This window comes from Agrobacterium tumefaciens, assembly GCF_013318015.2.
GTDB classification, from domain to species: Bacteria; Pseudomonadota; Alphaproteobacteria; order Rhizobiales; family Rhizobiaceae; genus Agrobacterium; species Agrobacterium tumefaciens.
Genome location: NZ_CP115842.1, coordinates 496,293 through 513,397, shown reverse-complemented (window position 1 = coordinate 513,397; position 17,105 = coordinate 496,293). Strand labels below are relative to the sequence as shown.

Annotated in this window: 11 protein-coding genes; 5 read left to right on the top strand and 6 right to left on the bottom strand. The window is 58.3% G+C overall.

Features of this window, described 5'->3' with window-relative positions; all coding sequences use genetic code 11:
- Positions 1-12 precede the first annotated feature (12 nt).
- Both G6L97_RS15865 and G6L97_RS15860 read right to left on the bottom strand, forming a co-directional pair.
- Positions 13-1,089: an ABC transporter ATP-binding protein gene (locus G6L97_RS15865; protein WP_174003375.1), complete on the bottom strand. Its 1,077-nt coding sequence runs from the start codon at positions 1,087-1,089 to the stop codon at positions 13-15.
- Between the two features lie 332 nt (positions 1,090-1,421).
- Positions 1,422-2,126: a GntR family transcriptional regulator gene (locus G6L97_RS15860; RefSeq protein ID WP_003510818.1), complete on the bottom strand. Its 705-nt coding sequence runs from the start codon at positions 2,124-2,126 to the stop codon at positions 1,422-1,424.
- Between the two features lie 100 nt (positions 2,127-2,226).
- On the opposite strand from G6L97_RS15860, the gene G6L97_RS15855 reads away from it, so the two are divergent.
- From G6L97_RS15855 to G6L97_RS15835, 5 genes are all read left to right on the top strand, one after another.
- The gene (locus G6L97_RS15855; protein ID WP_003510817.1) at positions 2,227-3,384 is read left to right on the top strand and encodes an LLM class flavin-dependent oxidoreductase; all 1,158 of its coding nucleotides are present in this window, start codon (positions 2,227-2,229) and stop codon (positions 3,382-3,384) included.
- Positions 3,384-4,277, top strand: coding sequence for an aldo/keto reductase (locus G6L97_RS15850; protein WP_174003373.1), 894 nt, complete (start codon positions 3,384-3,386; stop codon positions 4,275-4,277). Before G6L97_RS15855 ends, G6L97_RS15850 begins: the two co-directional genes overlap by 1 nt.
- Complete coding sequence (locus G6L97_RS15845; protein ID WP_013761544.1) at positions 4,277-4,801, top strand: flavin reductase family protein; 525 nt, start codon at positions 4,277-4,279, stop codon at positions 4,799-4,801. Before G6L97_RS15850 ends, G6L97_RS15845 begins: the two co-directional genes overlap by 1 nt.
- A gap of 232 nt (positions 4,802-5,033) precedes the next feature.
- Positions 5,034-9,002 (top strand): autotransporter domain-containing protein, encoded by a 3,969-nt coding sequence (locus G6L97_RS15840; RefSeq protein ID WP_174003371.1) that lies wholly within the window; start codon positions 5,034-5,036, stop codon positions 9,000-9,002.
- Positions 9,002-9,586, top strand: coding sequence for an invasion associated locus B family protein (locus tag G6L97_RS15835; RefSeq protein ID WP_174003368.1), 585 nt, complete (start codon positions 9,002-9,004; stop codon positions 9,584-9,586). Before G6L97_RS15840 ends, G6L97_RS15835 begins: the two co-directional genes overlap by 1 nt.
- Before the next feature lie 56 nt (positions 9,587-9,642).
- Here G6L97_RS15835 and G6L97_RS15830 read toward each other — a convergent pair whose 3' ends face one another.
- From G6L97_RS15830 to G6L97_RS15815, 4 genes are all read right to left on the bottom strand, one after another.
- Positions 9,643-12,786, bottom strand: a complete 3,144-nt coding sequence (locus G6L97_RS15830; protein ID WP_174003367.1) for an efflux RND transporter permease subunit — start codon at positions 12,784-12,786, stop codon at positions 9,643-9,645.
- Positions 12,783-14,084: an efflux RND transporter periplasmic adaptor subunit gene (locus G6L97_RS15825; protein WP_111800209.1), complete on the bottom strand. Its 1,302-nt coding sequence runs from the start codon at positions 14,082-14,084 to the stop codon at positions 12,783-12,785. Before G6L97_RS15825 ends, G6L97_RS15830 begins: the two co-directional genes overlap by 4 nt.
- Positions 14,085-14,378: 294 nt before the next feature.
- On the bottom strand, positions 14,379-15,575 hold the full coding sequence (locus tag G6L97_RS15820; protein ID WP_174003365.1) for a polysaccharide biosynthesis/export family protein: 1,197 nt from the start codon (positions 15,573-15,575) through the stop codon (positions 14,379-14,381).
- A 412-nt stretch (positions 15,576-15,987) separates the two neighbouring features.
- Positions 15,988-17,025 carry an acyltransferase family protein gene (locus G6L97_RS15815; RefSeq protein WP_174003363.1) on the bottom strand — a complete coding sequence of 346 codons (1,038 nt, stop codon included), beginning with the start codon at positions 17,023-17,025 and terminating at the stop codon, positions 15,988-15,990.
- Positions 17,026-17,105 lie beyond the last annotated feature (80 nt).

The window sequence follows — 17,105 nt, the reverse complement described above, 5'->3', positions numbered from 1 at the left end:
GGCCCGATCCTGTCACTGAATGGAGCGTTCCGTCGTCAAGTCGAACAGGTGCACCTTCGATGGGTCGAGGCCGATCTTCAGTTCCTCATTCGGAGCCGGTTTCATCTCTGGCGGCATTCTCGCCGTCAGCGCCGCATCACCGAGGGTGAAATGCACCAGCGTATCCGACCCCAAAGGCTCCACCACCTGCACCTTGACGGAGAGCTGTGTGTCAAATCCCCCGGCAGGACCGAAATGTTCAGGGCGAATGCCGACGATGACCTCCCGTCCATCGAGCGCCGTTTCACGGGACGGTCTGATTGCTGCCAGTGGAAGAGAGTTGCCGTCCGTAAATGTCAGCTTGTCGCCGGTCACTCTGGCGCGAGCGAAATTCATGGCAGGCGCACCGACGAAACCGCCGACGAACACGCTTTCCGGACGGTTATAGACCTCGTCCGGCGTGCCCACCTGCTCGATATCGCCGCCGCGCAGAATGACGATGCGGTCAGCCAGCGTCATCGCCTCCACCTGATCATGCGTAACGTAGATGATGGTGGTGCCGAGCTGCTGGTGCAGGCGCTTGATTTCCGTGCGAACCTGTCCGCGCAGTTTTGCGTCGAGGTTGGAAAGCGGCTCGTCGAACAGAAACACCTGCGGGCGGCGCACGATGGCGCGACCCATGGCCACGCGCTGGCGCTGGCCGCCGGAAAGCTGGCCCGGACGACGGTCCAGCAGATGGCTGATGCCCAGCATATTCGCTGCCTCATCAATGCTGGCATTGGCCTGCGAGGCGCTGACACCACGTACCTTCAGGCTGAAACCCATGTTTTCACGCACCGTCTTGTGCGGGTAAAGCGCGTAGTCCTGAAACACCATGGCGATGTCACGCTCGCGCGGCGGCAGTTTGTTGACAACGCGGTCGCCGATCATCACCTCACCGCCGCTGATGCTTTCCAGCCCGGCGACCATGCGCAACGTCGTGGATTTTCCGCAGCCGGAGGGGCCGACGAAAACCACGAATTCACCATCGTTGATTTCAAGGTCGATACCCTTGACGATGCGCAGGGCACCGTAACTCTTGTCCAGCTTGCGCAGGCTGACTGAAGCCATCTTTTCCTCCTCACGTCCGGGGCGTCCAAAATCCGATGAACGCAAACCCGGCATCAACCTTCAAATCCACGCATCGCTTTTCGAAAAAATCATCCCGATCGTCCGGCGATATCGTGGGACGGCCAAACGCCTGTCTCCCTAGGCCCGTGATATTACCTTTCGTCAAAAGGAAATCAATAGTGTATCAATTTTATTTCTGACAGAAATCAAAAACCGGCAAAGCTTTGATTTGTAGAAATATTTCAACGAAAACCCCTGCGTGGCAGGTCGCGGCTTCCTTGCCTGTGGTCAATTTTCTCTGTCCATGTGGATCACGCGAATTTCGTGCGTTTTCAACGTATGCGTGAAACGTACCGTGCGACGGTGTGGTCGAACCATGTCCATGAGACTTCAGCCACGGCTCCGTCCTGACCCTGGCTCAGGCGAAGGACACGCGGCACCGACGCGCCGGGTTTCTGGCCGAATTGTGCAGGCGCCCATTCTGGCACTTCCCCGAGGTCGATGCGGTCTTCTGCCTTCGATATCCAGAGATTGAGGCGGGTGCGATAATAGAGATAGAGCGATTCCGACAGGTTCTCGATGGTAATCGTGTCGACATAGGAACCGTCTAGCCAGATCTCCTCGATTGCCGCCGGTTTCCCCGCGATACGCCTCAGGCGGCGGATGCGGTGGCCTTCCGGCGATGTGCCAAAGGCGGGTAGGGTGGATGGCTTGGCAAGGCGCGCAACATCCAGCACCTCCGCCGTTGGCAGGCCACCCCCCTCGATCATCTCCAGCCGGAAGAAGGCATAAACGCTCTGGGGATCGCTGACCGCGCGGATATAATTGCCGGAACCCTGCACACGCTCCAGCAGCCCACGCTCCTGCAACTCCGCAAGCGCCTTGCGAAGCGTGCCGACAGCAATGCCGAGATCGGCTGCCATATCCCTTTCGGGAGCAAGCTTTTCACCATCTGTCAGACGGCCCGCAGCGACTTCGCGCACCAGCATTTCGGCGATCTGCAAATACATAGGCAGGCTGCCGCCCGTGTGTTTCATGATGCTATCCCCTCCGCAAAACAAAAATTGATACATCATTGATTTACATATTTCTTGATGTTATGCAAGAAAAACGAGAGCGGCCTTGAGGAGGAATTGCATGACCGTCGTACCCGTTACATCCGCTGATCTCGATGCTGCCGAGGTCTCCTGGTTTTCTGCCCTTTGTTCCGATGATTACGCCTATCTGGGCGTGCCGGATGGTAGCCTGCGCTCCAGCTTCGAACATTGCTCGGATATCGTCAAAAAGGCCGAGGAACTCGGTTTTCGTAACATTCTCTGCCCCTCTTCCTACCAGGTCGGCCAGGACACGTTGAGCTTCGTGGCAGGTTGCGCTCCGATCAGCGACCGCATCAATTTCCTTGCTGCAATCCGTTGCGGCGAAATGCAGCCGATCATGCTGGCGCGTACGGTGGCGACGCTCGATCACATGCTGAAGGGCCGCCTGACGCTCAACGTCATCAGCTCCGATTTTCCCGGCGAGGTGGCTGACAGCGCGTTTCGCTACAAACGCAGCCATGAAGTCGTGCAGATTTTGCGCCAGGCCTGGACCCGTGACACGATTGACCATGACGGCGAGATCTACCAGTTCAAGGGTGTCTCCACCGAGCCTGCACGTCCGTACCAGCAGAATGGTGGTCCGCTGCTCTATTTCGGCGGTTATTCGCCGGATGCGCTGGAGCTGTGCGGCGCGCAATGCGACGTGTATCTGATGTGGCCCGAAACGAAAGACCAGCTCGCAGACCGCATGCGCGCTGCCCATGAGCGTGCCGCAGCCCACGGCCGCACGCTGGATTACGGCCTGCGAGTCCACATGGTCGTGCGCGATACCGAACAGGAAGCGCGCGAATATGCCGAGCATCTGGTTTCGAAGCTCGATGACGAGTATGGCCAGCTGATCCGCAACCGCGCCCACGACAGCGGCTCACTCGGTGTATCGCATCAGGCGCGGGCCCGAGAACTGGCCGACAAGTTCGGTTATGTCGAACCAAACCTGTGGACCGGCATCGGCCGGGCGCGCTCCGGCTGTGGTGCAGCGCTCGTCGGCTCCACCGACAAGGTCCTTTCGGCGCTGGAGGAATACCAGAAAATGGGTATTCGCGCCTTCATCCTCTCGGGTTATCCGCATCTCGACGAGGCTGAACACTTCGGAACCAAGGTCCTGCCGCAAATGAAAACCTGCTCCCTGCCGCATGCATACGGCCGGGTGCCTTCTGAAACACCTGCCACGCCGCTGGGCAACGGGGAACGCCACTGATGGAACGTATCGCTCTTTCTGAAAACCTGGAACTTAGCCGCATCGTTTACGGCATGTGGCGCATCGGCGACGATGCTGATACTTCGCCTTCCCATGTACAGGCAAAGATCGAAGCCTGCCTGGAGCAGGGCATCACCACCATGGATCAGGCTGATATATATGGTGGATACACGGCGGAAGCCATTCTGGGTGCCGGCCTCAAGGCAGCTCCATCCCTTCGCGACAAGATCGAGATCGTGACGAAATGCGGCATCGTGGCGCCAGCCGGGCGTCACTCATCCGCCCGCGTCAAGCATTACGATACCACGGATGGCCATATCAACGCTTCAGTCGAGGCCTCCTTGCGTGACATGGGCACAGATCATGTCGATCTGCTGCTGATCCACCGGCCCGATCCGCTGATCGATCCCGAAGAAACCGGCAAGGCGCTCGATGCGCTGGTAGCTTCCGGCAAGGTCAAGGCCGTGGGTGTTTCCAATTTCCGCCCTTGGGATTTCTCCCTGCTGCAATCGGCTATGAGCAATAGGCTGGTTACGAACCAGATCGAAATGAGCTTGCTTGCGACCGATAGCTTCACCAATGGCGATCTGGCCTTCCTGCAGGAAAAGCGCGTTTCACCGATGGCGTGGTCGCCGCTTGGCGGCGGTTCGCTGTTTTCCGGTGCGCATGGTGGAACCATGGCTGCCCTGCAGCGCATCGGCAACGAGCAGGGCGTCGATGCCACTGCCGTTGCCATCGCCTGGCTGCTGCGGCATCCGGCAAAGATCGTGCCCGTGCTCGGCACCAACAATATTCAGCGCATAAAAACGGCGGCCGATGCCCTGCGCGTTACCATCGACCGCCAGACCTGGTTTGAGCTTTACACACTTGCAATTGGAAGCGAGGTGCCGTGATGACAGTCGCAGAAGCGATCAAAATGCCCAATGAGCACGTATTTGTTCCCGGCGGCGAAAACAGCCGCAGCTTTCGCAATGCGCTCGGCGCTTTCACCACCGGCGTGACGGTGGTGACGGCAACGACGCCCGAAGGGCCGATCGGTATGACGGTCAACAGCTTCGCGTCGGTATCGCTCGATCCGCCGCTGGTGCTGTGGTCGCCTGCCAAAAATTCATCGCGCTATCCGGCCTTCAGCGGCGCAACGCATTTCGCCATCCATGTGCTGAGCGCAGATCAGGACGTGCTGAGCGCCCGCTTCACCCGCAACGGCCGCGCATTTGACGATCTTGACTGGGAAATCAACGACGAGGGCGTTCCGGTCATTCCGGGCACGCTCGCCCGTTTCGAATGCCGGCAGGCGGCAGCCCACGATGCGGGCGATCACACCATCATCGTCGGCGAAGTGCTGCGTGCCGCCCACCGCGATGGCGATCCCCTGTGCTTTTCAGGCGGAGCCTTCGGGCGGTTTTCAAAGCAGTAGGCAGAACGGGATTTTCCCGTTCGATCTCGGTAGAGATTTACTCCAGCCATCTGTTGCTTATTTAACGGAGCACGCCTGTCGTGCTCCGTTTTTGTTTCGTCTGTCAGTAAAAACCTCGCTTTGCGCTGTTCATACTGGAAATCATCTTTCAAACTGGCGTAGTTGATCTGATTCAAAAAATGATTCGCTCGATCAAAGGAAGACCGCACGTCGCGCGGGTTAGGGAGACTGAATGTCCGCTTGTTTCTGCCATGTTTCGGAAGGGGAAACCTGTCCGACAGCGGAAATGCGTGCCTTGACGCCAAGCAGGCTTTTCGTCTGCGGGACGGCGGGTCTTTTTTTCTTTATATTTTCGCTTGCCGCTACATCGGAGGCTATCGCCGAAACGTTGCTCTGGACGGGGTCCGATGGGGGTGACTGGTTTACCGACGCGGACTGGGGTCCGTCGCGCCGCGTGCCTGGTGCCAGCGATGATGTGATGATCGATACCTACGGCCCGGTCATTACGATAGGGACGAGCGCCAAAGCCCGTGAATTGTTGATAGGCACCGCGCCAGGGGCCGGCACGCTGGTAGTGCAGGGCGGCTTGCAGACAGATTCAGTTTTTCTCGGCGCTGTCAGTGGCGCGTCCGGCACGGCAAGTTTCATCGGTGCGAAATGGCAGAATGACGGTGATGTCTCCATCGGTGGCAGCGGCGTGGGTAACCTTTCCCTTTTGCACGGCACGACGGCATCGTCGAAGAACGTCCTTATTGGCGGAAGCGGGACTGGAAATGGCTCCCTCAAGCTCGATAACTCTTCCACTCTCACGACTTCCGACACCGTTTTTGTGAGCGGGTCGTCTTCCGGAGCTGGCGGCGGTGGAAATCTGGAGGTGCTCGGCGCCAGCGAGCTTTACAGCGCGAGAGGCGTTCTGGCCGAAGACCTCGGCACGACGGGAACCGCGCTGGTTTCCGGTGAAGACAGCCACTGGACCATGTCCGGGGATATGGTCGTTGGCGAAGCAGGCGTTGGTAAGCTCACCGTAACCGGTGGCGGCACGGTCATCAGTCAGACAACGACGGTGATTGCAAATCTGGCTTCTGCGGACGGAAGTTCTGTGACGGTAAGCCGTCTGGACTCCGCGCTGCAAAGCGGCGGATCGCTCGTCGTTGGCAATTCTGGAGCTGCAACGCTTCTCGTAGAGGCCGCAGGGACCGTAACCAGTGGCGAGGCCATTATCGGCCGCCATTCGGCAAGTGAGGCGACTGTCACCGGCGACGGCTCGAATTGGAGGACCGGCGACCTGCAGGTCGGCGGCGATGTCGCCGATCCGGGCGGTGCCGCCGGCAACGGCAAGCTCAACGTCCTGGCGGGTGGCTCCGTGGATAGCACGGCGGCGCAGCTCGGCGTTGTGGCGGGCGCGACCGGCGCTGCCGTTGTGGATGGGCAGCGGTCGGTCTGGAAAGTCAACCGTGGTGATCTCGAGGTGGGGGTGAATGGCACGGGTTCGCTGGCGGTCACGGGCGGCGGCCTTGTCGATGCAGCGAATATCATCATCGGAGCAAATGCCGGTGGTACTGGTTCCGCCCGGGTATCCGGTGCCGGCAGCAAATTGCAAAGCCGCGCCGATCTCAATGTCGGCCTTGACGGCAACGGTTCCATGACCGTCGAGGCCGGTGGCACGGTGGAAAGCCGCGACGGCTATGTTGCGGCCCATGGCGGCTCCACTTCCACCGTAACGGTGGCGGGCGACGGATCGAGCTGGGCGATGACCGGAACGTTTTTTGTCGGATACGGAGGCGGGACTACAGGAAATGTGTCGGTCAGCGCCGGCGGCGGTATCAAAGCTGCCAAGGTGATGCTCGGTGATCTTGCCGGTTCCTCCGGCACGATGACGATCACAGGATCGGGTTCGAACGTCACCGCTTATATCGACAACGGCGTTGTGAACTCCGGCTCCGTCGATGTGGGTTTTGAAGGTTCCGGAAGCTTGACCGTTACGAACGGCGGATCACTTGATGCCTATGATCTCTATGCGGGCAGTGCGGCGGGATCGAATGGAAACGTTCTGGTAAGCGGTGTGGGATCGCGCGTTGCGGTTGGCAATCTCATGGTCGTCGGCGATGCCGGAAACGGTTCCGTTGAGATAACCGGCGGAGCCTCGCTGGCTGCGCCCACTATTCTCATTGCCGCATCGGCGGGTTCCACAGGCGTGCTCAACATCGGAGCTGCCGCGGGCCAAACCGCCCGCTCAGCCGGTGCGTTGGAAGCGCGCACGATTGCTTTCGGTGCAGGCAACGGCAGCATCGTCTTCAACCATTCCGAGACCGGATATATACTCTCAGCCGATATTTCAGGTGCGGGCAAAGTCGTTGCCGAAGCTGGCGTCACAACGCTTGGCGGCAATAACAGCTATTCCGGCGGCACTACGATTTCTTCCGGCACGCTGAAAGGCAACTCAAAAAGTTTCGGCTCGGGCGGCATCGCCAACGATGCGCAACTCGTTGTCGATGGTGCCGGCACGCTTTCCAATGCCATCAGCGGTACTGGCACCTTTGAAAAGACCGGCGATGGTAATCTGGTCTTGACCGGAAATAGTACCTATACGGGCACCACTGCGGTTTCCTCTGGAAAGCTCAGCGTCAATGGTTCGGTTGCAAGCGCTGTTTCGGTCGGTACCGGTGCCACACTCGGCGGCTCCGGCACCATCGGAGGCCTGACCGTCGGCTCGGGTGGCACGCTCGCGCCCGGCAATTCGATCGGCACGCTGGCTTCCACGGGCAGCGCAACATTTGCCAATGGCTCTCGCTATGAGGTTGAAATCGACGCCGCCGGCAATTCCGACAGGCTTGCCGTGACCGGAACCATCACCATCGACAATGATGTCAGTCTTGTCGTTACGTCGCTGGCGAACCAAACTGCCTATAGCCTCAACACCCGCTACACGATCCTGACGGCAACGGGCGGAATTACCGGTACGTTTTCAAGTGTCGGCGAAAATTTCGCCTATCTGACCGCAAGGGTAGCCCGGAGTGCCGACGACGGCAGCACCTATCTTTCCTTCGCCCGGGCATCACCGGATGCCGGCTTTTTGGCCGCTGAAACATCGACGGCCAATGCGCGCGGGGCCGCCAACGCCATAGAGGCGCTTGGGGAAAGCTCGCCGCTCTACGAGGCGGCCGTGTTTCTGCAGCAGGGCGAAACCCAATCCGCCTTCGCGCAGCTTGCCGGGGAAATTCATCCCTCGCTTGCCATGGCTTTGATCAACCGCAGCCAACTCACCCGCGATGTCATTCTCAACCGGCTGCGCAGTGCTTTCGAAGGTGTCGATGCGCGCCCGATCCTGCCGGTCGCCTATGCTGAAGGCGGATCAAACCCGTTTGACATTGACGAGGGTTCACTCACGTTCTGGTCCAGTGGTTTTGGCTCTCGCGGCCGCATCGATGGCGATGGAAACGGCGCATCGGCCGAGATGAAGGGCGGCGGCGTCCTCTTTGGTGTTGACGGAGATCTGGCTGATGGCTGGCGTGCTGGGGTGGCCGCCGGTTACGGCCGCGATGTGATCAGCCAGGGTTCTCCTGCTGCATCTGCTGACGTAGACAGCTACTATGTGGCGGGTTATGCGGGCAAAACAATTGGCCCTGCATCCCTGCGTCTTGGTGCAACCCACGCCTTTCAGGATGTCGAAACCCGCCGGGCGGTTTCTTTTTCAACATTGAAGGAGGACCTAACCGCTGGTTACGACGCTTCCACCACGCAGGTCTTTGCCGAAGCCGCCTGGCGGTTCGATTTTGATCTCACCCATATCGAGCCTTACGCCAATATCGCTTACGTGAATACGCGGACGGATGCTTTCCGGGAGATGGGCGGTATCGCCGCCGTGTCTTCGGGTGCCGTCAGCCACGACGAGTTTTATTCGACGCTCGGGGCGCGCATCAGCCGTGACATTGCGTCGGAGGGGATGCTTGGACGCGCGATGCTCGATATCGGGTGGCGTCATGCCTATGGCGATCCGATGATGGAGAGCGCACTGTTCTACGATGGTGGCAGTGCGTTTTCTGTGACAAGTGCTGCCATGGCGCGCGACGTGGCATTGATCAATCTGGGGCTTAGCTACAATCTCAACGCATCCGCCACCTTGACATTCCGTTACGGCGCGGTTTTTGGCGCGGGTCTTCTGGATCAATCTGCTTCAGCCCAACTTGGAGTTCGTTTCTGATGAAGCGCAGTCAAAACACGCTTTGGAAAACGGCTCTCACGGTGTTCCTGTCCGCCGGTTTGGTGGCAGGCGATGCTCCCGCGCAAGATGCAGAAAAAAAGGCGGACGCGCCGTTGCGTGAGGTTCACGGGAGTTGGCAGCTTGCTTGCGTCGCGCCTGCGAAAAAAGATGATAATGACGCGAGTAAGCTGGTGGCGGAGACGGCAAAACCGCTCTGCGCCATCGCTCAGGTCCAGCTTGAGGAGAAGACACGCAAACTGGTCGTCTCCGTCGAGTTCCGGCTGGATGATGTCGGGACGCCGGGTAAGCTTTCCGGCACCATGGTCATGCCTTTCGGCCTTGCCGTCACAAAGCTGTTTTCGGTAAAATCCGGAAATGTGCGGTTGCAGGAAGTTCAGGTCAGCACGTGTCTGCCCGTGGGCTGCATCGTTTCCTTCACGCCGTTCGTCGAACTTGTAACCGCGCTGAAGGCCGGACAAACCCTGACAATAGAGGCCCCCGATCTGCAGGGCCGAACGGTTTCGTTCCAGTTGCAGGGACAGGGATTTTCCGAGGCACTGGAGCGCCTCGGAAGCTTGCATTAGAGCATTTCCGGTAGAAACCGCATCGCGGTTTGTGTCCGGAAATGCGTATCTACGACCTATGCCGCGACGGAATCGGGTTCGCCGGCACTTTCCGGCTTTTGCGGTTCCGCGTGTTTTTCGGCCGATTTCTTGCGCGAAAACAGCCCGGTGAGGTAGGTACCCAACCTGTCCATTTCCACGAAGATGACCGGAGTGATGAACAGCGTCAGCAATTGCGAGACGATGAGACCACCGACCACGGCAACACCAAGTGGCTGGCGCAGTTCCGAGCTGGCGCCTGAGCCGAGGGCGATGGGCAGGGCGCCCAGCAGCGCGCAGAAGGTCGTCATCATGATCGGCCGGAAACGGCGCACGCAGGCTTCGTGGATGGCGCGGGTGGGCGGTTCGGCCTTTTCGCGGATCAGTTCCACCGCAACGTCGATCATCATGATCGCGTTTTTCTTGACGATGCCAATCAGCATCAACAGCCCGATCAGCGCAATGATCGAGAAATCCATGCCCATCACCTTCAGCGCCACCAGCGCGCCAAAAGCCGCCGCCGGCAGACCGGAAAGGATGGTCAGCGGGTGGATGAAGCTTTCGTAAAGCACACCCAGCACCACATAGATGGTCAACACCGCCGCAAGAATGAGGATGCTGGTATTGCCCTGGCTCTGCTGGAATATCGCCGCCGTGCCGCCATAGCTGGTGAACACGTCCTGCGGCAGGCCGATGGTGGTTTTGATCTGGTCAATACGGCTCGTCGCATCCGAAAGCGCCACGCCATCCGGCAGGTTGAAGGAGACGGTCGTAGAAACGAGCTGGCCCGTCTGGTTGATGGTCACCGGCGCCTGCGTGCGGGTGAGGGTGGCGAAGTTGGAAAGCGGAACCAGAACACCCGATTTTGCCGAGAGAATGTTGATGTCGCTCAGGAAATCGTCATTCCACTGTTTCGAGCTGTCGAATTCGACGATCACATCATAGCTATCACCGGTCGACTGGATTTGCGCCGCCGTATAACCGCCGAACGACATTTCCAGCGTCTTGCGCAATTGGTCGTTGGTAATGCCGAAGGCGGCTGCCTTTTCCGGGTCGACCGAAATCGTCGCCGCAATTGCGCCGTTCTGAGCGTCGGAGTTGACGGCGGCGAATGTGCGGTCGCGGCGCATCGCCTCCATCAGCTTGTTCGACCATTCATTGGTCGCGTCGGCATTCAGGCCCTGAATGACGAGCTGGTATTGGCTGGCGGAGCTGCGCCCGCCCAAACGCAAGCTTTGCTGGGGATTGATATAGGTGCGGATGCCCGCCACCTTCGATGTCGCCTGGCCAAGTTCGGCCAATACCTGGCTTAGCGGTGCACGCTCTTCCTTCGGTTTCAGCTCCACGAACATCGAGCCGTTATTCAGCGGGTTGCGGGAGTTGCCGCCGACTGTAGAGGTCACATGCACCACGGCCGGGTTCTTGCGGATCTGATCGGCCACCTGCGCCTGAAGATCGCGCATCGCGGAATAGGAAATGTCCTCACGCGCCTGCGTCGACACGGAAAGGCGACCGATATCCTCCTGCGGGAAGAAGCTGGAAGGCAAAGTCTCGAACAGATAAAGCGATGCTGCGACCGATGCCAGGAATGCGCCCAGAACCACGCGGCGATGGGAAAGGCACCAGCCAACGGCCTTGCCGTAGAGGCGAAGCGTGTGCTCGAAGCCGGCGTCGAACCAACGGATGATGGCTGGCGGTCTGGAGGAATGACCCGAAAGCCTTGAGGCGAGCATGGGCGTGACAGTCAGCGAAACCAGCGCCGACGCCATGATTGCCAGCGTTACCACCATGCCGAATTCGTTAAACAGCCTGCCGATCACTCCGCCCATCAGCAGAATGGGAATGAACACTGCAACCAGTGAGATGGACATGGACAGAATGGTGCCGCTGACTTCCGCTGCGCCCTGAAGGGCCGCCTCGCGCATCGTCAGGCCTTTTTCTTCGTGCAGTCGCAGGATGTTTTCCAGCATGACGATCGCATCGTCCACCACAAGTCCGACCGACAATGTCAGCCCGAGTAGCGAGATATTGTCGATACTGTACCCCAGAACATACATGGCCCCGAAGGCGGTAATCAGTGATAGCGGCACGGCAAGGCCCGGAATAATGGTCGCCGTCAGATGCCCGGTGAAGAGATAGATAACCGCGACCACCAGCCCGATTGTGAGGAGCAGCGTGAACTGTACGTCGGCAATCGCGTCCTTGATTGCAGTCGAGGCGTCATTCATGACGTTGATATTGACCGATGGCGGCAATTGCTGGCGCAGCGCCGGTAACTTGGCCCGGATGGCATCCACCACATCAACGGTGTTGGCGTCCGGCTGGCGCTGCACGGCAAGAACGATCGCCTGTTCGCCATCGAACCAACTGCCGGCATTGGGGTTGTCGATACTGTCCGTGACATTGGCGATATCGCCGAGATGGATGGAAGCACCGTTGCTTGTCGCCACCACCAGCGAGCGGAAGGCCGCCGCATCGGTGCGCTGGGTGTCTGCCTCTATCGTCAGGCGCTGGTTGTCATTCTGCAACGCGCCCACGGGCACCTGATTGTTCGCCTGCGCGATGGCGGTTGTGACGGTATCGACGCCAAGCCCTCTTGCCTGAAGCTGCGAGGGGTCGAGGCCAATGCGCACGGCATAGGTCTGCGCGCCGTAGATACTCACCTGCGCGACGCCGGAAATGGTTGAAAGCAGCGGCGAGATGATGTTCTCGGCAATTTCGTCCACCTTGCTGGTCGGCATCTCCTTGCTGTTGATGGCAAGCAGCAGTACCGGCGCATCAGCCGGGTTGGTCTTGCGGTAACTCGGCGTTGTCGTCATGTTGCTTGGCAATTGCCGCTGTGCGCGCGAAATCGCCGCCTGAACATCTGCTGCCGCTGCGTCGATGTCACGGTTGAGATCGAATTGCAGCACGATGGAGCTGTTGCCCAGAGTGTTGGTGGCGCTGATTTCGCTGACACCCGGAATGGTCTCGAACTGCTTCACCAGCGGCGTGGTGACTGAGGTGGCCATGGTTTGCGGCGAGGCGCCCGACAGCGACGACGAAACGCTGATCGTCGGAAAATCGACTTTCGGCAGCGCAGCGACGGGCAACAGGCGGAAACCGGCAAGCCCGGCGAGCACGAGGCCGATGGCGAGAAGGGTGGTTGCAACGGGTCGGTTGATGCAGAAATTCGGGATCATGGGTTACCCACCTGTTCCTGCTGGGGAATATTGGCGGCCAGATTGGCGGCCGCGCCGCCCTTGTCCGAGAATTGCTCGACCACCTGTTGACCGTCGGCAAGTCCCGACTGGCCTTCAATGATCACATGCTCGCCGCCGGTGAGGCCGCTGGCAATGGCTGTCATATCGCCGTTGGAGCGGGCAACTTCCACGGTCGTCATATGAACACGGTGGTTGTCATCGACGGTGTAGACGAAATTGCCCTTCGGCCCCGGCCGCACGGCAACCGTCGGCACGACGATCATCTCCGCGTCGGAGACGAAATGAGCCGTGACGTTGACGGACTGGCCGGGCCACAACAGCCCGCGATCGTTCTTGAATTCCGCTTTGGCAAGTACGGTACCGGACGTTTGGTCTACGACGTTGTCGTAAAAACGCAGCATGCCGCTCATGGGCTCGCCGCCGGTTGCCGCCGGGTCTACATCGACCGCCGTGTCCTTCTGAACGCCTTCGCGCAATTGCGGCAGGTAGCGCTGCGACAGGCGAAAACTGACAGAGATGGGATCGTATTTCGTGATCGTCACAATATTGATGCCAGCGCTGAGATAGGCACCGGGGCTGACGGTAACATCGCCCAGTCGCCCATCGAAGGGCGCACGGATCTCCATATGTTCGAGCGTTACCTGGTCGGAAGCAAGCGTCGCCTTGTCGGCATCGATCTTTGCGGCGGCGCTGTCCCTGGCTGCCCTTGCCTGATCCAGCACCTGCTGGGACTCTGCGCTCTGCTTGACCAGATTGGCGGCGCGCTGGAAGGCGGCTTCCGTCTGTTCCAGCGTTGCCTGATCGGCAGCGATATTGGCCTTGTCCTTGTCGACGGCTGCGCGGGCGATACGGTCGTCCATCTTGAGGATCAGATCGCCCGCCTTGATATGCTGGCCGTCCTTCGCGGAGATTTCCGTGACGAGACCGGCCTGAAGCGGCGCTATATTGGTGATGTCGGCGGCAACCGCCCATCCCGTCGCCGTAGCATCCATTGGCAACGTCGCCTTGTTGACGGCGATGGTGCTGACGGTAGGCGGCCCGCCATTGCGCCGCCCGCCACCTTGCCTCTGGCCTGTCTGCTGGCCGGCTTGACCGTTCTGCGACGTCTGGCCCTTCTTGCCGGCAGATCCATCGGCCGTTGCCGTTTCTGCATGTGGCGAAACGCTGGCGAATTGTTTGAGATAGGGAATTTGATCAAGGGGCAGGCGATCTTTAAAATACCACGCGCCGGCGGCTGCGATGGCGAGAACGCTGAGGGCGGTCCAGAAACGTTTCATCTGACGGTTCCGCAAAATGAGAGCAATACATGTTTCCCGAACATGTTCGGCAAGCCCTGGGAGCAGCTTTAGCTCCCACAAGACACCCAATGCGCTGCAAAATCACCTTAAACTTTTGTAATGGCGGCGACGATGTCTGCCGTCATGTTGCCTTGCGAAACAAGGGTTGTGGCGCTTTTGGGCATATGCCCGTCGCCGGGCTCGATGCACGGAACTTGACCCCACTCGTGACCAAAATAAAAAGCCGCCTCGTTTCCGGGGCGGCTTTGAACAGGAGCGGCGAGTAGCCGAGGGTCAGAACGCCCGGATGGCGTTGCGCGTCGCAAGCACATCCTCGGAGACGTTGCCGGCCGTTGCGGGAACGGAGCCGACGAGGTCCAGGAACTTGTAAAGTTCGGTTGCCTGCGAGTTGGTGACGTAGATGATATCGCGATCCTGCATCGGGAATTTCGTGGTGGCAAAGAAGGTTGAAGGATCGCGCAGGTTGGCGCGGAAGATGACCGGAACTTCCTGTCCCGGGAACTTGGACATGTCGATGCCAAGCTTCACGAGAAGATTGCGTTTGACGGTACGATAGACATAGACCTGCGCAGGGTCGGCACGGGAATCGAGCAATCCGCCCGCCTTGCCCAGCGCATCCGAGAGCTTCAGCGCGGCGTCCTCAAATTCGAAACGACCATTGAGGCCGGAGGCGCCGAAAGCGAGATAGGTGCGGCGTTCACGCTCCACCATGACCGTGTCGCCCGGAACCACATAGATGTTCTCGGATGGCGTGCTGACAAGGTGATTGTAATTGACGCGCGCGGTCTTGCCGCGACGGATCAGCGTGACATAGGATTCGATATTCGGGGCGCTGAGGCCTTTTGCATAGGAGATGACGTCGAGAACGCGGTCACCCGCTTCTGAAAGCTGGACCTTCGTCGGTTCCTTGACGTCGCCAAGCACGGATGCCTGTGCGGAGCGGCTGGAAATCTTGGTGATGAGGACCTGCGGTTCGATGGCCCGGTTGGCCAGACGCTCCTCGATCTCGCTCTGCACATCCTCGACATTGCGGCCTGTTGCGCGGATCTTGCCGGCATAGGGAACGCTGATATTGCCTTCCCGGTCTACCGTCTGGTTCGGCAGGCTGATGAAGTTGCCGGGACGGCTGCCCGCATCGTTTGGAATGAAAAGTCCGCCCGCCTGGCTTTCGAAGATTGCGACCTGCACCACGTCACCAACGCCCATCGGCAATGCCGGAACACCACCCTTGCCGCCGCCGAAACTGCCGAGCAGGGTAGCGGTGGTGGTGTCGCCGACATAGTTCAGGACGGAACTGTTGATATCGATGAGAGCGTAGTCAACGCCCGCAGTTTTCTTTTTGTCCTTGGAACTGAATTTCACTGAAGCGTTGGATTCGATTGTTGCCGCATCGGGGCCTGATGCCGCGGTGACGGTGCACCCCGCAAGTGCTGCGGAGGCAAGCAGAATCGAAACATTCAATAAACGCATTTGGTCCTCAAAATAAATTTCGTCCGAAAAAAGAAACAAACCGGACATCGTATAGTTTTATAAAAATCGGCACTTCATATTTGATACCGGTAAATCAAATCTCAACCGGGCATTACATCCGTTCAGCGGAATCGTGTCACGAAATGTCTACGCTGGCATCAGGCTTATTGCCTAAATTAAGGCGATACTTCAAGTTAAGTCGTCGCTCGATTGCGCCGGAAAATCCGTAACATGCAAAATATTCACGAACCCGAATGGCGTCAGTATCATCGTTCTTCAATATTCAATCGGACGGCATAATCACTGCGATTACCGCATAGCGCTAGTGCAGTTTTGTCACGCCTGTCCAGTTTCTTTCATGTTTGGCTTAAAAACACGATAATTGGTTGTTTTAAAGTATCTTTTCCCCGCATCAGCGGCCGATCCTCAGTCTCCCCGGCTGGCCTGCGGCGCTGGTTTCACGCTTGCGGTGGGCGGAGGCCGGCAGCGCCAGCCACTCTTGGATCCCTAAGCGGATAGCGGCCATCTGTACGATGGCCGGTATGGCAACGCCGATAACGGTCGTGATCGCTAGCAAGCTCGCCATATCCGTGACGTGGAAAAGCTTCACCGCGACAGCTCGGCCAAAGCCTATAGCGATGATGTGCATGACATACACGCCGACAGATAACTGGCCGAGTGTCTTGAGCATCGACGAAATCGCGCTTTCGCGAATAACAAGCGCCTGCGAAATTGCGATAATCAGGAATATGCCGAGAATTGCGGATGGGAAAGGAAGCCGTTCGGGAATTTCGGTTTGCCACGATAAATAGGTGGAAATCGCAAAGGCGACGAGAAGCGCGAGAAATGAGTGTACCGTGTATCGCCTCTGCCGAAAACCATATTGCTTGGCAACAGTGCCAAGTGTGAAATAGACGAGCCCATATGCGATATCCAAGGGAACAGACTGGCTGTGCAGATAAAAAAGTGTGAAGAGGGCAAGCGCAAATGCCGTGCGGACAATCGGAGGCACCTGAACGAAAATATATGATGCAAGTTGGCAGAAAAACAATGCGTAGAGAAACCAGAAGGGGCTGATCGGGTTCCACAGGATTTCGAGGACACGGGTGAAATCTATGGTCGTGTTAGTGAGACCAAAACGACCCATAGCCACCATCAGACTGCCATGCAGAATTGACCAGAACAGATAAGGGTAAGCGATATTCTTTCCGAGTTTGGTAAGAAAATCCGTCGGGCCGACATTTTTTTCGGAGAAAAAAAGTCCAGACACGAAGAAAAAAAACGGCATATGGAAGGTGTAAATCGTATAGTCAATAAAGCCCATAAGGCTGAAGTGCGTCGGCATACCGGAAATACTCAAACCTCTTTCCGCGTGACCAAAGACAACCATAATTATGCCGAGACCCTTGGCTATATCATAGCTGTGATCACGCAACGCCTTATCTTCCATGAAAACACCTAATGTAAATTTTAAAATTATTTAGAATTTAGTGAGCTATTTATTTGATATGGATACAAAATTTATTATGA

What these genes read in the sequence shown, in the direction of transcription:
- G6L97_RS15815 (WP_174003363.1), bottom strand. Translation starts at nt 17,025, where the DNA reads ATGGAAGATAAGGCGTTGCGTGATCACAGCTATGATATAGCCAAGGGT.
- G6L97_RS15825 (WP_111800209.1), bottom strand. Translation starts at nt 14,084, where the DNA reads ATGAAACGTTTCTGGACCGCCCTCAGCGTTCTCGCCATCGCAGCCGCC.
- G6L97_RS15820 (WP_174003365.1), bottom strand. Translation starts at nt 15,575, where the DNA reads ATGCGTTTATTGAATGTTTCGATTCTGCTTGCCTCCGCAGCACTTGCG.
- G6L97_RS15840 (WP_174003371.1), top strand. Translation starts at nt 5,034, where the DNA reads ATGTCCGCTTGTTTCTGCCATGTTTCGGAAGGGGAAACCTGTCCGACA.
- G6L97_RS15865 (WP_174003375.1), bottom strand. Translation starts at nt 1,089, where the DNA reads ATGGCTTCAGTCAGCCTGCGCAAGCTGGACAAGAGTTACGGTGCCCTG.
- G6L97_RS15835 (WP_174003368.1), top strand. Translation starts at nt 9,002, where the DNA reads ATGAAGCGCAGTCAAAACACGCTTTGGAAAACGGCTCTCACGGTGTTC.
- G6L97_RS15850 (WP_174003373.1), top strand. Translation starts at nt 3,384, where the DNA reads ATGGAACGTATCGCTCTTTCTGAAAACCTGGAACTTAGCCGCATCGTT.
- G6L97_RS15860 (WP_003510818.1), bottom strand. Translation starts at nt 2,126, where the DNA reads ATGAAACACACGGGCGGCAGCCTGCCTATGTATTTGCAGATCGCCGAA.
- G6L97_RS15830 (WP_174003367.1), bottom strand. Translation starts at nt 12,786, where the DNA reads ATGATCCCGAATTTCTGCATCAACCGACCCGTTGCAACCACCCTTCTC.
- G6L97_RS15845 (WP_013761544.1), top strand. Translation starts at nt 4,277, where the DNA reads ATGACAGTCGCAGAAGCGATCAAAATGCCCAATGAGCACGTATTTGTT.
- G6L97_RS15855 (WP_003510817.1), top strand. Translation starts at nt 2,227, where the DNA reads ATGACCGTCGTACCCGTTACATCCGCTGATCTCGATGCTGCCGAGGTC.